Annotated in this window: 21 protein-coding genes and 1 pseudogene; 15 read left to right on the top strand and 7 right to left on the bottom strand. The window is 34.1% G+C overall.

Annotation, left to right across the window (positions count from 1 at the left end; all coding sequences use genetic code 11):
* The first annotated feature begins 241 nt into the window (after positions 1–241).
* On the top strand, positions 242–2,383 hold the full coding sequence (locus tag BCER98_RS07920) for an MMPL family transporter (RefSeq protein WP_012093999.1): 2,142 nt from the start codon (positions 242–244) through the stop codon (positions 2,381–2,383).
* 120 nt (positions 2,384–2,503) lie between these two features.
* Positions 2,504–3,481 carry a S8 family peptidase gene (locus BCER98_RS07925; RefSeq protein ID WP_012094000.1) on the top strand — a complete coding sequence of 326 codons (978 nt, stop codon included), beginning with the start codon at positions 2,504–2,506 and terminating at the stop codon, positions 3,479–3,481.
* 54 nt (positions 3,482–3,535) lie between these two features.
* Here the strand turns inward: BCER98_RS07925 and BCER98_RS07930 are convergent, their stop codons facing one another.
* Both BCER98_RS07930 and BCER98_RS07935 read right to left on the bottom strand, forming a co-directional pair.
* Positions 3,536–3,760 (bottom strand): hypothetical protein, encoded by a 225-nt coding sequence (locus tag BCER98_RS07930; protein ID WP_012094001.1) that lies wholly within the window; start codon positions 3,758–3,760, stop codon positions 3,536–3,538.
* A 74-nt stretch (positions 3,761–3,834) separates the two neighbouring features.
* The gene (locus BCER98_RS07935) at positions 3,835–4,182 is read right to left on the bottom strand and encodes a DUF4257 domain-containing protein (protein WP_012094002.1); all 348 of its coding nucleotides are present in this window, start codon (positions 4,180–4,182) and stop codon (positions 3,835–3,837) included.
* 579 nt (positions 4,183–4,761) lie between these two features.
* Here BCER98_RS07935 and BCER98_RS23635 point away from each other — a divergent pair.
* The 4 genes and pseudogenes from BCER98_RS23635 to BCER98_RS07950 all read left to right on the top strand — a co-directional run.
* Positions 4,762–5,658: pseudogene (locus BCER98_RS23635) on the top strand (HAMP domain-containing protein); the annotation flags it as partial.
* Between the two features lie 123 nt (positions 5,659–5,781).
* Positions 5,782–6,600, top strand: coding sequence for a methyl-accepting chemotaxis protein (locus tag BCER98_RS23640; protein ID WP_373367229.1), 819 nt, complete (start codon positions 5,782–5,784; stop codon positions 6,598–6,600).
* A 278-nt stretch (positions 6,601–6,878) separates the two neighbouring features.
* A complete protein-coding gene (locus tag BCER98_RS07945; RefSeq protein WP_012094004.1) occupies positions 6,879–7,193 on the top strand; it encodes a hypothetical protein in 315 nt (104 codons plus the stop codon).
* Positions 7,194–7,426: 233 nt separating this feature from the next.
* Positions 7,427–7,795: a DUF3979 family protein gene (locus BCER98_RS07950; RefSeq protein ID WP_012094005.1), complete on the top strand. Its 369-nt coding sequence runs from the start codon at positions 7,427–7,429 to the stop codon at positions 7,793–7,795.
* Positions 7,796–7,825: 30 nt separating this feature from the next.
* Here the strand turns inward: BCER98_RS07950 and BCER98_RS07955 are convergent, their stop codons facing one another.
* Positions 7,826–8,869, bottom strand: coding sequence for a YkvI family membrane protein (locus BCER98_RS07955; protein ID WP_012094006.1), 1,044 nt, complete (start codon positions 8,867–8,869; stop codon positions 7,826–7,828).
* A gap of 329 nt (positions 8,870–9,198) precedes the next feature.
* Here BCER98_RS07955 and BCER98_RS07960 point away from each other — a divergent pair, with 329 nt between their 5' ends.
* Positions 9,199–9,642, top strand: a complete 444-nt coding sequence (locus tag BCER98_RS07960) for a Dps family protein (protein WP_012094007.1) — start codon at positions 9,199–9,201, stop codon at positions 9,640–9,642.
* 123 nt (positions 9,643–9,765) lie between these two features.
* Positions 9,766–10,215, top strand: coding sequence for a DUF3939 domain-containing protein (locus BCER98_RS07965; protein WP_012094008.1), 450 nt, complete (start codon positions 9,766–9,768; stop codon positions 10,213–10,215).
* A 122-nt stretch (positions 10,216–10,337) separates the two neighbouring features.
* Here BCER98_RS07965 and BCER98_RS07970 read toward each other — a convergent pair whose 3' ends face one another.
* The gene (locus tag BCER98_RS07970) at positions 10,338–10,529 is read right to left on the bottom strand and encodes a DUF3896 family protein (protein ID WP_012094009.1); all 192 of its coding nucleotides are present in this window, start codon (positions 10,527–10,529) and stop codon (positions 10,338–10,340) included.
* 225 nt (positions 10,530–10,754) lie between these two features.
* Between BCER98_RS07970 and BCER98_RS07975 the strand changes: the two genes are divergently transcribed.
* Both BCER98_RS07975 and BCER98_RS07980 read left to right on the top strand, forming a co-directional pair.
* On the top strand, positions 10,755–11,336 hold the full coding sequence (locus tag BCER98_RS07975) for a GNAT family N-acetyltransferase (RefSeq protein WP_012094010.1): 582 nt from the start codon (positions 10,755–10,757) through the stop codon (positions 11,334–11,336).
* Positions 11,337–11,680: 344 nt separating this feature from the next.
* Positions 11,681–12,631, top strand: a complete 951-nt coding sequence (locus BCER98_RS07980) for a CobW family GTP-binding protein (protein WP_041810333.1) — start codon at positions 11,681–11,683, stop codon at positions 12,629–12,631.
* 107 nt (positions 12,632–12,738) lie between these two features.
* Here the strand turns inward: BCER98_RS07980 and BCER98_RS07985 are convergent, their stop codons facing one another.
* The gene (locus tag BCER98_RS07985; protein ID WP_012094012.1) at positions 12,739–13,209 is read right to left on the bottom strand and encodes a GNAT family N-acetyltransferase; all 471 of its coding nucleotides are present in this window, start codon (positions 13,207–13,209) and stop codon (positions 12,739–12,741) included.
* Between the two features lie 123 nt (positions 13,210–13,332).
* A complete protein-coding gene (locus BCER98_RS07990) occupies positions 13,333–14,283 on the bottom strand; it encodes a metal ABC transporter substrate-binding protein (RefSeq protein WP_012094013.1) in 951 nt (316 codons plus the stop codon).
* A gap of 217 nt (positions 14,284–14,500) precedes the next feature.
* On the opposite strand from BCER98_RS07990, the gene BCER98_RS07995 reads away from it, so the two are divergent.
* Entirely contained in the window at positions 14,501–14,716 is a 216-nt protein-coding gene (locus BCER98_RS07995) for a hypothetical protein (RefSeq protein ID WP_012094014.1), read from the top strand.
* Positions 14,717–14,919: 203 nt separating this feature from the next.
* Entirely contained in the window at positions 14,920–15,579 is a 660-nt protein-coding gene (locus BCER98_RS08000; RefSeq protein WP_012094015.1) for an oxidoreductase, read from the top strand.
* Positions 15,580–15,657: 78 nt separating this feature from the next.
* On the opposite strand, the gene namA is transcribed toward BCER98_RS08000, so the two are convergent.
* Positions 15,658–16,698, bottom strand: a complete 1,041-nt coding sequence (namA, locus tag BCER98_RS08005; RefSeq protein ID WP_012094016.1) for an NADPH dehydrogenase NamA — start codon at positions 16,696–16,698, stop codon at positions 15,658–15,660.
* 158 nt (positions 16,699–16,856) lie between these two features.
* On the opposite strand from namA, the gene BCER98_RS08010 reads away from it, so the two are divergent.
* From BCER98_RS08010 to BCER98_RS08020, 3 genes are all read left to right on the top strand, one after another.
* Positions 16,857–17,309, top strand: a complete 453-nt coding sequence (locus tag BCER98_RS08010; RefSeq protein ID WP_012094017.1) for a methylated-DNA--[protein]-cysteine S-methyltransferase — start codon at positions 16,857–16,859, stop codon at positions 17,307–17,309.
* Positions 17,310–17,400: 91 nt separating this feature from the next.
* A complete protein-coding gene (locus BCER98_RS08015) occupies positions 17,401–18,363 on the top strand; it encodes a DUF2628 domain-containing protein (protein ID WP_012094018.1) in 963 nt (320 codons plus the stop codon).
* Between the two features lie 146 nt (positions 18,364–18,509).
* Complete coding sequence (locus BCER98_RS08020) at positions 18,510–20,171, top strand: peptide ABC transporter substrate-binding protein (protein WP_012094019.1); 1,662 nt, start codon at positions 18,510–18,512, stop codon at positions 20,169–20,171.
* Positions 20,172–20,195: the final 24 nt, after the last annotated feature.

Genomic DNA, 20,195 nt, shown 5'->3' on the forward strand with positions numbered 1-20,195 from the left:
AGGATTGATACCAATTTCATTATTTTGGTGAAAGATCCAGGATGCTTCAAAGTATGACTGGATACTTTTTTTGTTTTAAAAATCATTTATCTTTATATACAAATAGTATTTGTCATATTTGTGAACAATCTTGTTTTATATATATATTTGTCTTACACTTTATTTGTTTGTAAGAAAGTAATATGTATATTTAATAAAGTTGTTAATTTACTTTATTAAATATAGGGTAAGGAGGGGTTGTATGTGGAAATGGTTACAGCGTATAACAGACTTTGCAAGTAGTAAAAAAGGTGCCAAAGTAATTGTTATATCGTGGATTGTAGCTATGCTTGTCTTAACAGGAATTTCAAAACCAGCAAAGAAATATGCAAACAATGTGAGTGGTGATGGGATTCCTGAAAGTGCAGCATCTATACAAGCTGAAAAACAAGTAGAAAAATATTTTCCAAATGATAAAGGATTACCAGCTATTATTATTTTTCATCAAAAAGAAGAAATGAAAGAAGAACAGTTACATAGTATTCAAGAGGTGACAAAGCAATTACAGGCTAAAAAAATCGAACATGTTGAAAAAATAATTCCGGTTAGTGAAATGCCAGTTCAAATGTTGAACGGCTTTGTATCTGAGGATAAAACAAGTTTTATTCTTCCGGTAACGATGACAAGTAATTTAGAAGTAGAAGAGATTCATAATACAGTAAAAGAAATGAAAAATGTATTAAAGCAGGAACTTCCTACTAATATGGAAGCTAAAATAACAGGACCTGCGGGGATTGCTGCGGATACATTAGAAATTTTTAAAAATGCTGATCTTGTCCTGCTGTTCTCAACAATTGGATTAATTTTTATCTTATTAATTGTAATTTACCGTTCTCCTCTTTTAGCGATTATTCCGCTGATTGCAGCAATTATTGTATACCAAATGATTGACCGAAGTCTCGGTTTATTTGGTAAATGGGGACTTGAAATTAAATCGCAATCATTGTCTATTATGTCAATCTTATTATTTGCAGCATTAACAGATTATGCTCTATTTATTTTTGCACGTTATAAGGAAGAATTGCAAAAACGAGAAGATAAATATGAAAGTATGAAACAGGCGATGCGAAAAGTAGGGGAACCAATCTTCTTTAGTGGAAGTACCGTGCTTGCTTCCATGTTCATGCTCTTTTTTGCAGTATATAACGGTTACCGTAACTTTGCACCACTATTTTCTGTTGCGCTTGTTGTCATTATTTTAGGGGGAATTACATTGCTTCCTGCCTTATTTGCACTATTTGGTAGAAAAGCGTTTTGGCCTTTTATACCAAAGGTTGGACAGCGGCAAGAAAAACATGTCATTTGGAGAAAAGTGAGCCATATTGTAGTAAGAAAGCCGTATATAGTTGGAGGAGCAGTTGCTATTTTTCTAGTCATATGTTCACTGAATCTATTTCAAATTCAGTACTCTTTTAACTTATTAAAGTCTTTTCCGGAAAATTTACAATCAAGACAAGGATATGAGTTAATTGAACAGAAATATTCTCCTGGTCAGTTAGCTCCTATTACGGTTGTAATGGCGAAGGAAGAAAAGGTAACCGATGAGGAAATTGTACAGTTTGTAGGAAAATTAGCGGTACAAAAAGGGATAGAAAGGGTGAATCCTTCTCTTGAGGCGATTCAAAAGAATACCAATCAATTGCGGTCTAAAGATGGAAAAGCAGCGAAAGTGCAACTGATTTTAAAAGATCAACCGTATTCACTACAGGCTATGGATACCATTCAATTTCTGCAACAGAAGGAAAATGAATTTGTGAAGAATGGGCATGTTTACTTTTCTGGTGAAACGGCGAAGCAAGCTGATTTGTACCAGATTAATAATCACGATACAACATGCATTGTTGTACTCATATCTATATTGATATTGATTTTGTTAGGTATACAAACAAAATCATGGATTGCGCCAATCTATATGATTGGAACGATTCTACTCTCATATTGTGCGGCATTAGGCCTTAGTATGTTTCTGTTTGAACATATATTTGGATACAAGGACATGAGTTATCGCATTCCACTATATACGTTTGTATTCCTTGTGGCACTTGGAGTGGATTATAATATTATGCTCGTTTCTCGTATTAAAGAAGAAACTGCGAAACATCCTCTGCAGGTTGCAATTGAGAATGGATTAACTGCAACAGGCGGTGTTATTTCTTCTGCTGGTATCATATTAGCAGCAACGTTTGCGGTATTAACGACCCAGCCATTATTAGAACTATTTATGTTTGGATTTGTTGTGGCACTTGGAGTTATTGTTGATACATTTCTTGTGCGGACACTACTTGTTCCGGCAATTATGCTTATCTTAAAGAAATGGAGCTTATGGCCGCAAAAGATAAAGTAGTAGTTATTTTGTAATTGAGAAATATTTTGAAGCAGGAATTTTGAAATAGAAACAAGAATTTTCATCTATAAGTGTACGCATATTTGCTAGGGACATCATACTCTTTTAGGAGGGATTCAGATGAGCAGTAGTACAGCGAATAAGCAAAAAGGAATTCGATTAATTCCGTTTACAGTAAACAGGGTGGTGGAACAAGCAAACGAAATTCCACCAGGTGTACAACTGATTCACGCTCCTGAGATTTGGGAAAAGAGTGAAAAGGGAAACGATATTGTTGTAGCAGTATTAGATACAGGCTGTGATGTCAACCATGTAGACTTAAAGGATAGAATTATTGGCGGAAGAAACTTTACAGAGGATTATGGAAATGATCCAAATAATTATCTTGATAATAATGGGCATGGTACGCATGTTGCTGGAACAATCGCAGCAACAGAAAATGATATTGGAGTTTTAGGCGTTGCACCACTGGCTAAATTATTAGTATTAAAAGTATTGGCAGGGGACGGATCAGGAAACTATCAACATATTATCGATGCGATTGACTATGCTATAAGCTGGAGAGGACCAAATCAAGAACGAGTAAGAATTATTTCCATGTCACTTGGTGGACCAGAAGATGTACCAGAATTACATGAAGTGATTCAAAAGGCTGTCAAGCAAGACGTGCTAGTTGTATGTGCCGCTGGAAATAGTGGTGATTGCAATGACAGAACAGAAGAATTGGATTTTCCAGGTGCTTATTCAGAAGTAATTGAAGTAGGAGCAGTGAATTTAGAAAGAAAGTTAGCTTGCTTCAGTAATTCGAATCAAGAAATTGACTTAGTAGCACCAGGTGAAGACATTCTTTCTACGTATCCAGGAGGAAAGTATGCTGTATTGAGCGGGACATCTATGGCGACCCCACATATTTCCGGAGCATTAGCACTTCTAATTAAGCAATGTGAAAGAGAATATGGAAGAAGGCTGTCAGAACCGGAAATTTATGCACAGCTTATTAAACGCACAGTTCCATTGGGATATGAGCGAACATCCGAAGGGAATGGATTGATAGATTTAGTAAAAGAAGAGAATGAAAAACAAAAAGTTACATTATAATAAACAATAATTATATTATGTAAACAAAATAAAAAGCGCTGTTTTAACAAAATGTTAAAACAGCGCTTTTCGCTTTGTTTGAATAGTTGCAGCATTTTCATCAGGAATTCCTGCGTCTTCAATAATTCGTTTTTTTGCTTTATTTAATAGGTGATTTACTACTTCGCCAAAATGATTAGCTTCGCGTTTTGTACGAGCTTCTCGTAAACATTTATAGTTTTCTATTAGTTCCTCTTTTTCGGAGTCTGTTAAGAAATCCTCTATTTTCTTTTTTGGCATAAGAAACACCCTTTCTTCTGACAGACAGTTCAGTTTATAAATATTATAACAGTAATTTTTAGCGGAAGTATAGATTATCGTCGTAATAATTTGTCAATTTCTTGAATTTTCTCGTCAGCTTTACTAATTTGCATATTCTTTGCCTGTTCCCCACCTAGTGCTTGATGAAGCAAAAAGGTTTGTCCTGAAATAGCAGTGACAATGGCTACTTTAATAATTTCTTTTATTGTAGTTGCATCAAATAATACAAGTCCAAGAAGCGCAGCAAGACTGCCGGCTAATATATCAGTGAAAAATCCAAGATGAAAAAAGGTTTTTAAACGGCGTGGAAGCAATAACTTACCTTGGTTATTGATTAGATGGGAAACGAAGCCAGTTATGCCACCAATGAGAACAGCAATTAGCCATTGATACATTTCCATCAAATCCACTCCTTTTAGTGAATAAGATTCGTTTTTTATATGCGGATACCTTTTTCAATTTTATATAAGTATATTGAGAAAATTTGTTTTGATTATACATTTGTTTAGTTGTAATGAACAATTTATTATACGAATTCATTTTTCATTACAACTATTTTTAATTTGTATCAGAAAATGACGTGAATTGAAGCGGCTTTTTAAAAAGACATACATATAATAAAGATAATGAAAGCTACATAAAAAACAAAGGAAATCCTTTTGGTTTTTTTGATTGTAAAATTTATAATAATAATTATCCTTATATATGGACAAAAAGAAATTATTTGTTTAAACTTTACAAAGTGTTTGCATGTGTCATAAGGATAGTGATCAGATGATTTGTTTTTTTGTTTTTAATCTTAAAGTTTAAATATTCACATAATAAAGGAGGATATTATGAATCAGTTTATAAGATGGTTTCAAAATATGAAAGTAGCAAAAAAAATAATGATTTCATTTTTTATTATATTAATTGTTGCTATTTCAATTATTGGTGGGATATCATATCAAACTGCGAAGAAAAACTTTGAATCGCAAATTATGAATAGCGCAAATGAAAATATTCAAATATTAGACAATCTTATTAATCAAGTAATCGAAGAAAAATTTAATGATGTAAATAATTTTGCAAGAATCATGAAAAGTGACTTGTATGCAGGAGAAAATCATGATGAATTAAAGAAAATGTTATCTCAATATATATTGCTAAATCCGGAGGTTGAAGAGATATATATTGCAGGAAACGACAAGACGTTTGTACAGGAACCGGATGTACAAATGCCGGCAGACTATGATCCGACAACGCGCCCTTGGTATAAGGATGCAATCAGTAAAAATGGTGGCATAATTATAACCGAGCCATATAAAGCAAAGGGAAATGGTCATATTGTAGTAACAATCGCAAAACAAACGGATGATAAAAATGGCGTTGTTGCTTTAGATTTAAGTCTTGACAATTTATTGAAAACATCAAAATTAATTAATATCGGAAAAAAAGGATATGCTTTTATTTTAGATCGCAATCAAAAAATCATCGCTCATCCAGAGGAGAAATCAGGTGAAAAAGCTGCGGACTCTTGGGCAAAACGACTGTATCAAGAAAACCATGGTATGTTTACTTACTCTTATGGAAATAGTGACAAGAAAATGGTATTTGCTACAAATTTAAAAACGGGTTGGAAAATTGGTGGAATAATGTATAGCAGTGAAATCATTGAAGCGGCTCAACCTGTATTTTATAATGCGTTACTTATTATGGTAATTTCCTTACTTTTAGGAGGTACAATCATTTATTTTGTAACCCTTTCTATCACAAAACCTTTAAAAAGGTTAGTAACTACTGCACATGAAATTAGTGAGGGAGACTTAACACAAACGATTGAAATGTATTCGCAAGATGAAATTGGTCAACTGGCAAAAGCTTTTAATAACATGACACAATCATTGCGTACACTAATTAGTCGAATTAATACTTCAGCAGGACACGTTGCCGCAGCATCTGAAGAATTGACTGCAAGTGTCAGACAGGCTAGTGAGGCAACAGAACAGATTACGACGGCAATGGAGCAAGTTTCGACTGGGGCAAGAGAGCAAACGTCTAGCGTTGAAAACGGTGCGGTATTATTACATAATGTAACAGAAGGGATTCAGCATGTAGCAAATAGCTCATCGGCAATCGCCAACTCTTCTTCGTATACTCGTGAAAAAGCAGAGAATGGCGGGGAGTTAGTTGGAAAAACAGTAAATCAAATGAATTCGATAGTAAAATCTGTCTCTCAATCAGATGCTGTGATTCAATTATTAAATGATAAATCAAAACAAATTGGTGAAATATTAGAAGTGATACAAAATATTGCTGATCAAACAAATTTATTAGCGTTAAATGCGGCTATTGAAGCTGCGCGAGCTGGGGAGCATGGCAAGGGATTTGCCATTGTTGCAGATGAAGTAAGGAAACTTGCAGAGCAATCTAGCATGTCATCAAACGAAATTGGAAAGCTAGTAAGTGAAATACAAGAAGATATGAGCAAGACAGTCAAATCAATGAATCATGTCAATGAAGAAGTTCAGTTAGGTCTTGTAATTGCGAATGAGACAAAACAAAACTTTGCAGAAATATTGCATTCTACAAATGAAATTGCTAAGCAAATTGAAAGTATGGTAGAAACGGCAAATGAAATGTCAAAAGGCGCAAATGAAGTTTCGATTTCGGTTGGTGAAATTGCAAGGACAGCACAAAATAATGCAACAAGTACACAAAATATTGCTGCATCCACTGAAGAACAATTAGCTTCTATGGAAGAAATCGGATCGGCTGCTGGAACATTATCACAAATGGCTGAAGAATTACAAGTCTTAATTGAAAAATTTAAGATATAAATCGCAAGGAGACTGCCTTAAGGTAACTGAACTGTTACAAAGACAGCTCCTTTTTATTTATCCGCTATTTTAGGCAGCAATAGCCCGATTGGTGAGGGCTCATAATAAGAAAAGCCTTACGGATTAAAATTTCGCTTTATCGAACTCTCCATGTTAAGGCTGACAGTGAAATCAGAAAAATATCTATGAAAGTTTTGTTTTATTTGTCGAAAGATAAAGGGATTTGTTGTATGCTTGTATAAATATTATAAAGTAGACTACATATAAAGGAGAACATTATGGGAATGTATTGGGGAACGAAAAGACATTCTTGGCTTAGCTATGTTTCATTTTGGTTTAGTATTTCATTTTTTCTTATTTTTTTAGTTGAAGTGTTTATATTTCGAACACTTTTTAATAGTTCGAATAGTATAGCGAGAATTATGAAGTATTTTTATTTTATTGGCGTACCACTAAATATTATTCTTAGTATAAGATTGTTATTTAAGAAAAATGAAAAGAAAACGTTACCGATTATTAGTTTTATTGTTTCTTTATTGTTTGCAAGTTTGATTGCAGTATTAGCTTTAGCGGCGACAGGAAAAGTATTTTAGCAAAAAGCAGGAATGTGAACATTCCTGCTTTTTATATTGCTGTTTTATTTTAGTCAGATCTCTTACTTCCAGGCTGAGTGAATGTAGAGGAAGAGGATATTATTGCACATGAGAACAACGTTGCACAAAGCAAATGAATGCAGGAATAGAGTCGATATATGATACAATGAATATAGTAGATAGAAAGGGTATAATATAATACTCATGTTGTTTAGTAAGAGAGGGGTTATCTTATGCTATACGAGGATTTAGTTGGATTATTTCAAGTTGCTCCAATAGAAGAGAAAAAAGGTGGCTGGAAATATATAATTCAAGAACAAAATGGAAAATATTTAATTGGTAATGATATCGCAGTAGCACATATGAGTGTGGAATTATATTTTAATGAACATAATGAAATAAGACTGACTTTATATAAAGATGGAAATTCTATAGCGACAATGCAACGAATAGCAATCGTAAAAATAGAAATAGAAGACGATAAAGATGCGATTCAATTTGTATTAGAGCGTATGCCAAGCCGTATGATTCGTCTGCAGTTGTACCCATATTTAGCGATAGAGATGGGGCCGTATTGGGAAGTGTGTGAAGATTGTGAATGAAAAGAAGTATCCGCCTGAGGATACTTCTTTCTATGTTGTTTTTTGAAGTTGTTTACATGCAATAATTGGAAGTATTATGATGCTAACCCACCCGATAATGGGATACAAAATGTGCAGAAGTTCACTGTACCCAATGTAGCTGAAAGAGTAGCTAATTAGTAAAATAAAGTAGACAATATAATTGCTTTTCCATCCTGTGATCGATTGCATTTGTTTTGTCATTCCAAAGATATTACCGACTAAAGTCGTAAATACTTCACCAAAAATAATGAGAACGAAGAAAAAGTGGAAAGTTGCATTAAAGCGTCGGACAACTTCTGCCATTGGAATATTGTATTGATAAAACTGTTCAACAGATAAAATGGCTAAATGACTACATAATAGGATAAAGCAAAGTCCTGCTCCACCTAGAATTCCCCCCCATATAATTGCTTTGCGCTCTTTTACTTCACTTGCTAATGGTACGAGAACACTTTGGGCGAGTGAAAGGTTGAGAGCAACATATGTAATAGGGCTTGTAATCCATTTTATATTCCAATTTTCCGCAGGAACCGCGTTATAGATAGGTGTTGCACCATGGAGCAAAGTAGTGATAGCAAGTCCAATAATAAAAATCATCATAATTGGTACGACTAGAGTATTTACCTCAAAAACACCTTGTAGCCCGCGGCTGCCGATAATGAGGCAAGCGATTACTGTAATAAAAATACCAAGTTGTCTTGGGAGAAGAAGTTGTTCTTCAAATACGGCACCTGCACCTGATAGCATAACACTTGTAACTCCAAATAGTACAAGTAGCAATAATGTATTCACAACATTCCCAAATACATCCCCAAATAAGTATTTATTAAATTCTTGTGCAGAAAATGCACCAATTTGAGAAGAAAGTAACATCATTTTTGTCCCTAGCCAAATAAAGAAAAATCCGCTTATGCATATTCCAATTGTTCCATATATTCCATTGATGGTAAAAAACTCGACAATCTCCCTTCCAGTTGCAAAACCGGCTCCGACGACAGTTCCAATATAAGTAGCAGCAACCTTTTTTGCTACTTGCCATTGTTGATTATTCATGTCATCCCTCTTTCTACTATGATGAACGTATCTTATTACTATGCATATGTAAGTGCTCGGACAATTAGACATGCGAAGTGATAGAAAGAGTACATAAATTTTAGGCAATAAGACTCCTGCCTCAAAATTCAGAGAGGGGAACCTTGTTGCCTGTAACAACTTGATTGGTGAGGGCTCATAATCAGTGGGTGAAGAGAACCCGGTTGATGAAAATTATTAAAAATTTAGTACATATAAGCTTATGATTTGGAAGGAAAGGAAAAGTATGGTACAATAAAATAGGATTATTAAAAGAGAATAATTCTAAAATTGTAAGAGGAGTGGATTGGATGAGTACGAAAACAAATGTTGTTGAAGTATTGAACAAACAAGTAGCAAACTGGAATGTATTATATGTGAAACTTCATAATTATCACTGGTATGTGACAGGACCACACTTCTTTACATTACATGAGAAATTTGAAGAGTTTTATACAGAAGCTGCTACATATATTGATGAATTGGCAGAACGTATTTTAGCATTAGGCGGAAAACCGTTAGCAACAATGAAAGAATATTTAGAAACATCAACAGTTCATGAAGGAACAAGTAAAGAAGCGGCGGAAGAAATGGTACAAGTATTAGTAAATGATTTTTCTGCTATTATTCAAGAGTTAAAAGAAGGTATGGAAGTGGCAGAACAAGCCGGAGATGAAACATCTGCTGACATGTTATTAGCAATTCATACAACATTAGAACAGCATGTTTGGATGTTGAGTGCGTTCTTAAAATAAGATATAGTAATTAAATTATGATTTACCCTCACAAAAAAACCTATTGAAAAAATCGTTCAATAGGTTTTTTTTATTTTTCAGTTTTCTCTTTATGGTATAATATAGTAAAAAGGAGGCGATGCAATGTTTCGCTTTTTCAAAAGTGGAAAAGAGGAGAGGCCAATTACAAAAGACGAGCTAGAACAAGCGATGGCAAAGTTTTTAGAGACTAATACAAATATTGTGTACACAGTATTAGTTAATGATGACTATACAGTGAATTATGACTTATTAAAGCCTTATTTACAAGCTTTTCCAACAAATAAGTTTCTTATTACAAAGGAAACGCTAGAGGTGTTTGAACATACAGATGAAAATTTAGAACTTGTAAAAGAGATTGATCTTGTACAAAAAGCAGTAGATCAATATGTAACAGAGAAAGAAACATTCCCTATTGTAGAAGACAATGAAGATCGTCTTATATGTGGCATAAAATTAGCACCATATTTAAATCGTATATTAAAAAGGGATTTATATATATCAGAGAAACATTATTTAGTTTCTAGTAAACCGGATAAAAAGAAGATTGTGTAAGTTGAAAACAACAATATATACATTGTTGTCTTTTTTTGTTTTAGAACGTTTTTTTGCCCATTGTAAGCTTTTTTATGATAAAAAAGGGAAAAGAACATCACTTGAAATGATGTTCTCTGCTTTTAATGAGAAATTCCACGTTCATAATGATTCATTTCTACTAAGTTTAAAATGTAATCGTAGTTATCGATTTCCATTTTTATTTGATTTCGTTCTTCTTCTGTTAGTCTTACACTCGTAAGCTGTCTACATAATTGCTGTTTCTTTAGTTCTAATTGTTTTTTCGTTGCATGATAGTCGTAAGTACGTTTCATGTTTATCAATCCTTTCCTTACATTCCTATCCTACACCTTTATTATATGTAGAAATAAAAGGATTGAGAGCAATACGGTTTGTATTTTTTGTGAATCTTCTGATGTGTATCTACATTACATGGGAATAATTTAAAGAATTGGAATTGTATTTAAAATCAGAAAAGTCGTTGCTTACATTTAGAATAAATATTATTATATATAAAAAAATACTAAGGAGTAGTGAAAATGAATCCATTGTTACTTGATTTTCCCTCGGAATTTTATACAGATAGATTATTTATTCGAATGCCTAAACCTGGAGACGGGGCAGCGGTCTATGAAGCAATTCAAGCATCAATACAGGAGTTAAAATCTTGGATGGCTTTTGTGCAAAAAGAACAAACGAGAGAGGAAGTAGAAGCTAGTATAAGAAGGGCACATATTCAATTTTTACAGAGAGAAGATTTAAGATTGTTAGCCTTTTTAAGGGAGACTGGTGAATTTGTTGCTTCTACTGGATTGCACCGGATTAAGTGGGAAATACCACAGTTTGAAATTGGATATTGGATTGATACACGCTTTAGTGGGAAAGGCTATATGACCGAGGCAGTAAAAGGAATTATCGATTATGCTTTTTCTGAACTGAAAGCAAACAGGTTAGAAATTCGTTGTGACCCCACAAACCGGAAAAGTAGAGCGATACCTGAAAAGCTAGGCTTTAAATTAGAAGGAATTTTAGAAAATAGTAGTGTAGCAGTAGATGGAAATGGATTAAGGGATACATGTGTGTTTGCGATGATAAAAAATAGATATGAAAAAGAAAAGTGATAGAGTCACAGAGCTTCTTTTATTTATAGGAAAATGAAATCTGCTGAACATCGTGTTGAAAAATTGGTCTAATGATTTTCATCTATCCTAAATAGGAAAAACCGAAAATAATTGCCCATAAAAATGCAAGACGAGCATTGGACAACCAAATTTCGAATCATTTCCATGAGTAATCATTCTTTTGTTTGTTCAAAATCTTATCGCCTTATGATATAGATTGTAGCATAAAAGTGGGATATAGTATGCTACTCTGTATATAAGGATTTTATATACAATATATATTTTTTCTGTATAGTATAATGTATAGAGAGATAGTTATAAGGAGATGCCAACAGATGTACGAAATAATTCCAGTAACAATTTTAACTGGTTTTCTTGGTTCCGGGAAAACGACATTGCTAAATAGAATCCTGTCAGAAGACCACGGAAAAAAATTAGCGGTTATTGTAAATGAAATAGGACAAATTGGCATTGATAATCAATTGGTTATGAATGTTGAAGAAGAAATTATGGAAATGACAAATGGTTGTTTATGTTGCACAGTTCGTGAAGATTTGCTTGTCGCATTAAAACAACTATTAGATGTAAAAGCAGAAGGGAAAATGGATTTTGATGGTTTAGTGATTGAAACAACGGGGCTTGCAAATCCAGGTCCTATTATTCAAACGTTCTTTTTAGACCCAGTCATCCAATCATCGTATAAAGTTGATGGTGTTGTGACAGTGATCGATAGTTATCATATTCATAAACATTTTGAAAAAGGACTGGAAGCAAAAGAACAAATTGCCTTTGCAGATGTTGTATTAGTGAATAAATTAGATTTAATTGGAGAAGTAGAAAAAGAAGCGCTTCTTATTGAATTACAAGGGATGAATCCAACAGCAAAATTAATCCCAACGACAAATTGTGAAGTGGATATTTCGGCTTTACTCGAAATTCAAACGTTTAAAACGCGTGATACATTAGAAATTTATCCTCATACAGAGCACCATCATTTAGAAGGGGTAAAATCATTTGTATTACGTGAAAAACAGCCCCTTGATTTACAAAAGTTAAACGAATGGATGTCAGCTGTTGTTCAGGAACTCGGGGAGTATTTATATCGTTATAAAGGAATTTTGTCTATTGATGGGGTAGATCGACGAATTGTATTCCAAGGTGTACATACTCTATTTGCTGCGTCCTATGATCGAGAATGGCAAGAAGGAGAAAAACGAATAAGCGAAGTTGTTTTCATCGGAAAAGACATTAATAAAGAGTGGTTTCAGGAACATTTTAAAGAATGTATCAAATAAGCCTGCAGATTTTTTGCAGGTTTATTTTTTTATGGAAATTATACTCGGTTGTAAGAACGAGAAATATAGGGGGAAGAAAGTAGAAATCAATAAAAAACAGCCTATTTTCATAGGCTGAATCTCTTATGTAACAGTAATTCCATCACAACACCTACAACAGGTCCGCTGTCATCGATATCACCAGTTAATCGAAAGCCGAATGATTCATATAGTTTCATTGCTACTTTATTGTCTGGATGAAGACTTAAATACACTTTTTCACATTGAAATTTTTCTTGCAAATAAGGAATGAGTAAGTGAAGAAAACGTTTGGCATATCCCTGTCCTTGGAAATGGTAATCAATCATGAAGCGATCTAGCCATACGCTATTATTTTCTTTAGAATACCAGCCATACATGGCGTACCCGACAAGCGTTTCTCCATCATATAAGCCTATTGACGTTCCGTTTCCTTCATATAATGATTCTGCTAAAGAAAACGCATTGCTTTCAATAAATTGTTGTTGCTCACTTGCTACATGTAAAGCAGCGACGGAACGCCAATTACTTGCTGTTACTTCACAAATGTGAAGATTCATAGTTCCAACTCACTTTCTGAATGATATCTTTTATAGTATGGATAATTGTACTTGTTATTTTATGTAAGTCAAGCTGTATCGACCATGAAAAGGCAGCTGAATTATCAGCTGCCTTTGAAAAAATTAATTTGTAGCTTCTTTTAAAACGTTCACGTTCTCTTCCATTAACGTAAAGTAGTCTTTATTTTTCTTTACGTCATCTTCAGATATTGTAGCAAGATGATTTAAACGCAAAATTTTTGTACCAGTCTCTTTTTGAATTACTTCAGCAACTTTTGGAGTAGAAAATGTTTCAAATAAAATATATTTTAAACCATGCTCTTTTGCTGTTTTTGTAATCGCAGCTAATTCTTTTTGCGATGGTTCCTCCGAAGATGAGATGCCAGCGATTGGAATTTGTTTTAAGCCGTAACGATGTTCCCAGTATCCATATGCTGCATGAGAAACTAAAATTTCTTTTGTTTTTGCATTGGTAACTACAGATTTAAAATGATCGTCTAAATCAGTAAATTTTGTTTGTAGGGCTGCAAAGTTCTTTTCAAATTCTTTTTTATGTTCAGGTTGTAGTTTTACAAGTGCATCTTTAATTTTTTCTGCCTGTTTCATCGCAAGAATCGGGTCTAACCAAACGTGTGGATCTTGATCATGATGATGACCATGTTCTTTATGGTCGCTTTCTTGTTCATGATGCTCATCTTCAGATGAAGCGTGCAAATCAATACCTTGGGATGCATTTACAGTTTGTACGTTTTCCTGCTTCAATGTTTTTTCCATCTTTTCCGCAAATGGTTCTAAACCAGCACCGTTATATACAAATAAGTCTGCTTTTGCAATTTGAACAGTTTGCTTTTGGCTAGGCTCATATGTATGAGAATCAGCACCTGGTGGATAAATGGTTTCGACATTTACATAATCACCACCAATTTTTTTAGTAAAATCGGCAAGTGGAAAAATAGTTGTATACACAGAAAGTTTATCACCTTTTTTTGCAACACTATTATTTTTAGTGGAACAGCCAGCAAAGATTAATGCGAAAACTAGTAGAAATGAAAATAAGGTTAATCTTTTATTCATGTAATTCTCCTCTTTTCGTTTTTTTTTACAAGATTATTCTTTCCCAATAAATGAAGAAAATCATTTATTGTTGTAAAACGGAATAATTACGTTTTAAGTTGCGAACTTAGTATAATACATTCTTAGAAAAGTTGCAATAAATAATAATGATTACGATTTGTTTTTTGTTATAAATTTGTAAAAAAGAACAGTATTAAATTTTAGGGAACGTGCATATGTGACAACATTGTTTTCATATATTGAGGGAGAGAAAGAAAAAGGGGATGAGCGATTGAGTTACACGGCATTGGCAATTTTATTTATATTGGCAGTCGTAGTACCGTTAGTTTGGGTGTTAATTTTTTTAAAGGCAGTTATTCATAATTTAGGTGATTCTACATTGGTAACAAAGTTGCCAGCGGAAGTAGAAAAAGAAAAAGAGCAGGACGTTTAAATAACTCATTGTTTCGTACTTATGATAAAATATTAAAGAGGAAACTCCTATATAGCGAAGTTTTTTATGGGTAGCAGACTCTCTCCAAAGCTTTTGTTAAAATTGTGAGGCGGGAGTCTTACTGCTTACAAATAGCTGGATAAACTAGGAGATATGCTTTCCGCTTAAGCGGAATAAAAGTAGATAAAGAGGTATAAATGTAAATGAATAAACGAACAGCATTGGTACTCGGCGCAAGCGGTTTAGTTGGACAAGAAGTAACACAGCTATTGCTTGATTCTGATTACTATGATTCGGTTACTATTTTTGTGAGAAAACCGCTGCAACTAAAGCATGAAAAATTACAACAAAAACAAGTGGATTTTTCGATCTTGGAAGAGTATAAAGAGTTTTTTGCTGTTGATGATGTATTTTGCTGCTTAGGAACAACGATTAAGAAAGCAAGAACGAAAGCTAATTTTAAAAAGGTAGACTATGAGTATACATTGCGTGCAGCTTGTTTGTCTGAAAAACAAGGCGTACAAAATTTTCTTGTTATTTCTTCTATGAGTGCAAACTCAAAGTCCGTTTTTTTCTATTTACAAGTAAAAGGGAAAATGGAAGAAGAATTGCAAAAATTAGGAATCGAAGGTATTCATATTTTTAGGCCATCGTTATTATTAGGAGAGCGAAAAGAATTTCGTTTTGGTGAAAGAATGGCAGGGAAAATCTTTGGCCTGTTACCATTCATATTTAAAGGTACGTTAAAAAAGTATAAACCCATTTCTGCCGAACAAGTTGCTAGAGGCATGTATCTTGCAGCGCTTCATGAAGAGGCAGTTATTCATATTTATAATTCAACAGAAATTACCGTAATGAAATAAATGAAACTTTCTATTAGTGGGAGCGTATTGTCCATAAAGAGAGGATAAAAAACGAGAAGAACAGAGTCTTCTCGTTTTTTATTTGGATGTATTTGCAATTTTACCAGGAGCACGGCTGTATTGGTGAGGATCTTTTAGTTCAAAGCCAAGTTCATTCGCAGCTGTTCTCGGAAAATAGGGATTGCGCAGTAATTCACGACCAACAAAAATTAAATCGGCTTCGCTATTTACTAAAATTTGTTCCGCTTGTACACCGCTTGTAATAAGACCAACTGCTCCGGTTGCGATTTGAGCATGTTCTTTTAAATGTTTCGCATATTTGACTTGGTAGCCAGGATAAACATCGATATGAGCAGGAACGACTGCACCAGAACTGCAATCAATCAGGTCTACGCCTTGCTCTTTCATCCATTTTGCAAATTGAACATAGTCATTTACTGTCAGTCCTTCAGGATGATAATCATCCGCGGAAATACGAACGAATAAAGGCCCTTCCCAAACTTCTTTTACAGCATGAATGATTTCGCGTAAAAAACGATAGCGATTTTCTGCCGTTCCTCCATATTCATCTGTTCGTTTATTGGATAGTGGAGAAAGAAATTCGTTAATGAGATAACCATGTGCACCATGTAATTCAATTACATCAAACCCAGCTTGTTTTGAGCGGATTGCTGCCTTCTGAAAGGCTGTGATTGTATCTTGAATTTGCTCCTTACTCATTGCGACTGGAACTTTCATTTTATCGTTAAAAGGGATAGCTGAAGGAGCAACTGGATCTGTATGTAGTTCGGCTTTTCGTCCAGCGTGAGCTAATTGAATAGCAGCTTTTGAATCATGTTCTTTGATAAATGATACGGTTTTCTGTAATCCTTCAATATGTTCATCATTCCAAATGCCTAAATCTTTATTTGAAATGCGTCCTTCGGCGGCAACAGCTGTTGCTTCAAGCATGACAAGTCCGACTTGGCCCATCGCTCTTGTTCCGTAATGGATGAGGTGAAAATTCGTTACCTTGCCATCTTCATTTTCAGATGAGTACATACACATTGGTGACATGACAATACGATTTTTTAATGTAACATTTTGAATCGTAAATGGTGAGAAAAGTTGCGTATTCACATTTATTCCTCCTTGCAGTCGTTTTCATCATTGTATCATTATCATCTTGATTTCCATAATAAAACGCTTATTGAAAAAGAACGGAAAGGGGTTCTTCACTGCTTAAAGTTGTAGTTTGTGTTACAATTACAAATATGAAATATACTGGGGGATAGAATATGTATCGAGCTTATTATAAAAGTGAAGTAGGATTACTTGAAGTTACAGCAAATGAAAAAGGGATTACATCTATTCTATTTGTTGAAGAACAAGGGGAAGAGAACCCAAATGTTGTTGTTGAGCAGTGTATTGCAGAATTAGATGAATATTTTAATCAGAAGAGAACAGTGTTTTCTGTTCCACTATCAGCAGAGGGAACAGCATTTCAAAAAAAGGTTTGGGAAGCTCTTTATACCATTCCATACGGAACGAGCGCTTCATATTTAGATATTGCAAAAAAAATTGGGAACCAAAAAGCTGTGCGAGCAATAGGTGGAGCGAATAGTCGAAATCCAATTTCAATCATTGTTCCTTGTCATCGTATAATTGGAAAAAGTGGAAAGCTTGTTGGTTATACAGGCGGATTATGGAGGAAAGAATGGTTATTAAAGCATGAGGGGATTTTGAAATAAAAATAGACCCTCTATGAAAAAAAGTCGTGGAGTGAACGGAGGAGAAATCTTCTATTTACTATATCTGTAAGTTAATGAATAGGGTAAAGTCATGGAAAGAGGGATCGTTTTGCAGTGTATAAATTGTGGAAATCCTTGTGCTGATAATCGGTGGAATTGTAATGATTGTCAGCGAATATTGCATAATGAATCAAACGGGGGAATTTCTCCACTTGAAACAGCTATCGAACAATTTGTTGGAGTGCATTATCCATATTATAGAAAGAAATGGGATAAAGAGGATAAAAGAATTGCAAGATGGAGTTGGAACGGCTGGGCAGCTATTTTTAATGTTGGATGGTTTGGGTATCGTAAGTATTATTTGCCAGCCTTTTTATTTGTAATTTCGTTAGTAGCATGCGATGCGTTTTCTTACTATATGGGTTTTAATGTAGCACTTCCTATTATTAATATAGCTCCGCTTACATTTTTACTCCTCATTTTAATGATGATAGGAGTGGGGCTCTTTGCAAATGGACTATATTATCGATTTGCTGAGAGAAAAATATATCGAATAAGGGCGAAAGAAATTAAAGATAAAGCAATCGAAAGTTATTTGATTCGTGATAGTGGCGGAACAAGCAAAATAGGAGCAGCAATTGTTACTGTTTTAACGGCTACTAGTATACTTTTAAGTCATTTTTTCTTTCCGACTGATCAAGATGTGATCCGAAAGGTGCGAACAAGTTCGCTTTATGAGTACCCATTCTTTACGATTGGTGAATCGTTTGACTTGTATTTTCAACAATCACAATGGGATTATTATCGGGGAACTGATGGTTTAGAGTTGGTTGAATTTCATGGATATACCCGAGATATGCCAAGAAGAAAAGTTATGATTCAGTTCGTTGTTGATTATCAATTGCATGAGATTGAACCGTATTCTCTTTCGATAAATGGACAGCCGCAAGGAGAAAAAGAATTTTTAAAAATGATGGAAGATGTATTTCAAATTCAAAATTCATTTGAGTTAGATGATGAATTGCAATGGGATGATTCGAAAAAGATACTGTAAAAAGCGTATGGGAATATTGTTTTCCGTGCGTTTTTTTTTTTTTTTTTTTTGATTATTCAAACAAATTATTTTAAAAAATCAGAATCTTTTGTATAATACAATCATACATGCTTTATTGTATACATACAGAGTGGGGGGAAGGATCGATGAAGAAAAAAGTTTCAACACTTGCTGTATTTATGTTATCAACTAGTATGTTTGTTGGAGGATGTGGAAATGGGGAGAAGGTATCAACAACAAAGAAGGAATCAAGTAAAGGAATAGCTGATAAACAAGTGCTCAACTTATTAGAAACGGCAGAAATTCCTTCGATGGATACATCGAAATCAACAGATTCTGTGTCGTTTCGGGTATTTGTAAATGCAATGGAAGGCTTATATCGATTAGATAAAGATAATAAACCGACTCCAGGTATGGCTAAAGATGTAAAGATTAGTGAAGATAAGAAGACATATACATTTGAACTACGCGATGCAAAATGGTCTAATGGAGAACCAGTTCGTGCTCAAGATTTTGTATATGCTTGGCAGCGTGCGCTTGATAAAGCAACGGCTGCTGAATATGCTTTTATTTTATTTGATGTGAAAAATGCACAAAAAGTAAATCAAGGGGAACTCCCGCTTGATCAACTTGGGGTCAAAGCAAAAGATGATAAAACATTAGTAGTTGAATTAGAGCAACCCGCACCATATTTTCTTGAACTGACTTCGTTCCCAACCTTTTTCCCTTTAAATGAGAAGTTTGTAAAGGAACAAGGCGATAAGTACGCATTAGAAGCGAATAACATTTTGTATAATGGACCATTTACATTGTCACAATGGAAACATGAACAAAGTTATCAATTAAAGAAAAACCCGAATTATTGGGATAAAGATACCGTGAAGTTAGAGGAAATTAACGTAAGTGTTGTAAAAGAAACGAGCACGAGTGTAAACCTATATGACAGTGATCAAGCAGATCGCGTTATTTTAAGCTCTGAATTTGTGGATAAATATAAAAAAAATAAACCAGATGAGTTTAAGACGAAATTAGACCCACGTATGTATTTCTTACGATTTAACCAACAAAATCCCACGTTTAAAAATCAAAAGGTTCGAGAAGCGATTGACTTAGCATATGATAAAAAAGGAATTGCAAATGTTATTTTAAATGATGGTTCTTTACCCGCGTATTTCTTAGTACCAGAAAAGTTCACAACAGGACCTGATGGAAAGGATTTCCGTACTGTGAATAAAAATTTCCGCGATAAAAAAGATAACGTAGAAAAAGCAAAAAAATTATGGGCGGAAGCGAAGAAAGAACTCGGTCAAGAGACAATAACTGTAGAACTGTTAAATGATGATAACGGTAGCCGTAAGAAAGTTGGGGACTTTATTAAAGAGGAACTAGAGAAAAATTTACCAGGGTTAAAAGTAAATTTAAAACAACAGCCATATAAGCAAAAGTTAGATTTAGAGAAGAAATTACAATATGAATTTTCACTTTCAGCTTGGAGCCCAGATTATCCAGATCCAATGACATATTTAGATATGTTTATAACAGGAAGTTCATTTAACGAAATGGCTTATTCGAATCCGGAATATGATGAGCTTATAGCGAAATCAAAAGGTGAACTTTTGAAAGATGATGCTGCCCGCTGGAAGGCGCTTGCTGAGGCTGAGGAAATATTAATTGGTAAAGATGCTGCCATTTCACCATCGTATCAACAAAGTACAGCATATTTAGAAAAGCCATATGTAAAAGGGATTGCTAATCATACTTTTGGTGGTGATTTTAGTTATAAATGGGCATATATAACGAAAAAGTAGTAAAATGAAAGATGGGTGAATTTT

Source organism: Bacillus cytotoxicus NVH 391-98, from assembly GCF_000017425.1.
Classification (GTDB): domain Bacteria; phylum Bacillota; class Bacilli; order Bacillales; family Bacillaceae_G; genus Bacillus_A; species Bacillus_A cytotoxicus.

Excerpts from the sequence above, each read along its gene's own strand:
- BCER98_RS08010 (WP_012094017.1), top strand. The coding sequence starts at position 16,857 with ATGTATCGAGCTTATTATAAAAGTGAAGTAGGATTACTTGAAGTTACA.
- BCER98_RS07925 (WP_012094000.1), top strand. The coding sequence starts at position 2,504 with ATGAGCAGTAGTACAGCGAATAAGCAAAAAGGAATTCGATTAATTCCG.
- BCER98_RS07920 (WP_012093999.1), top strand. The coding sequence starts at position 242 with ATGTGGAAATGGTTACAGCGTATAACAGACTTTGCAAGTAGTAAAAAA.
- BCER98_RS07935 (WP_012094002.1), bottom strand. The coding sequence starts at position 4,182 with ATGGAAATGTATCAATGGCTAATTGCTGTTCTCATTGGTGGCATAACT.
- BCER98_RS08000 (WP_012094015.1), top strand. The coding sequence starts at position 14,920 with ATGAATAAACGAACAGCATTGGTACTCGGCGCAAGCGGTTTAGTTGGA.
- BCER98_RS07985 (WP_012094012.1), bottom strand. The coding sequence starts at position 13,209 with ATGAATCTTCACATTTGTGAAGTAACAGCAAGTAATTGGCGTTCCGTC.
- BCER98_RS08020 (WP_012094019.1), top strand. The coding sequence starts at position 18,510 with ATGAAGAAAAAAGTTTCAACACTTGCTGTATTTATGTTATCAACTAGT.
- BCER98_RS07970 (WP_012094009.1), bottom strand. The coding sequence starts at position 10,529 with ATGAAACGTACTTACGACTATCATGCAACGAAAAAACAATTAGAACTA.
- BCER98_RS07965 (WP_012094008.1), top strand. The coding sequence starts at position 9,766 with ATGTTTCGCTTTTTCAAAAGTGGAAAAGAGGAGAGGCCAATTACAAAA.
- BCER98_RS07990 (WP_012094013.1), bottom strand. The coding sequence starts at position 14,283 with ATGAATAAAAGATTAACCTTATTTTCATTTCTACTAGTTTTCGCATTA.
- BCER98_RS07945 (WP_012094004.1), top strand. The coding sequence starts at position 6,879 with ATGGGAATGTATTGGGGAACGAAAAGACATTCTTGGCTTAGCTATGTT.
- BCER98_RS23640 (WP_373367229.1), top strand. The coding sequence starts at position 5,782 with ATGGAGCAAGTTTCGACTGGGGCAAGAGAGCAAACGTCTAGCGTTGAA.
- BCER98_RS07930 (WP_012094001.1), bottom strand. The coding sequence starts at position 3,760 with ATGCCAAAAAAGAAAATAGAGGATTTCTTAACAGACTCCGAAAAAGAG.
- BCER98_RS07960 (WP_012094007.1), top strand. The coding sequence starts at position 9,199 with ATGAGTACGAAAACAAATGTTGTTGAAGTATTGAACAAACAAGTAGCA.
- BCER98_RS07950 (WP_012094005.1), top strand. The coding sequence starts at position 7,427 with ATGCTATACGAGGATTTAGTTGGATTATTTCAAGTTGCTCCAATAGAA.
- BCER98_RS07955 (WP_012094006.1), bottom strand. The coding sequence starts at position 8,869 with ATGAATAATCAACAATGGCAAGTAGCAAAAAAGGTTGCTGCTACTTAT.
- BCER98_RS07975 (WP_012094010.1), top strand. The coding sequence starts at position 10,755 with ATGAATCCATTGTTACTTGATTTTCCCTCGGAATTTTATACAGATAGA.
- BCER98_RS08015 (WP_012094018.1), top strand. The coding sequence starts at position 17,401 with ATGGAAAGAGGGATCGTTTTGCAGTGTATAAATTGTGGAAATCCTTGT.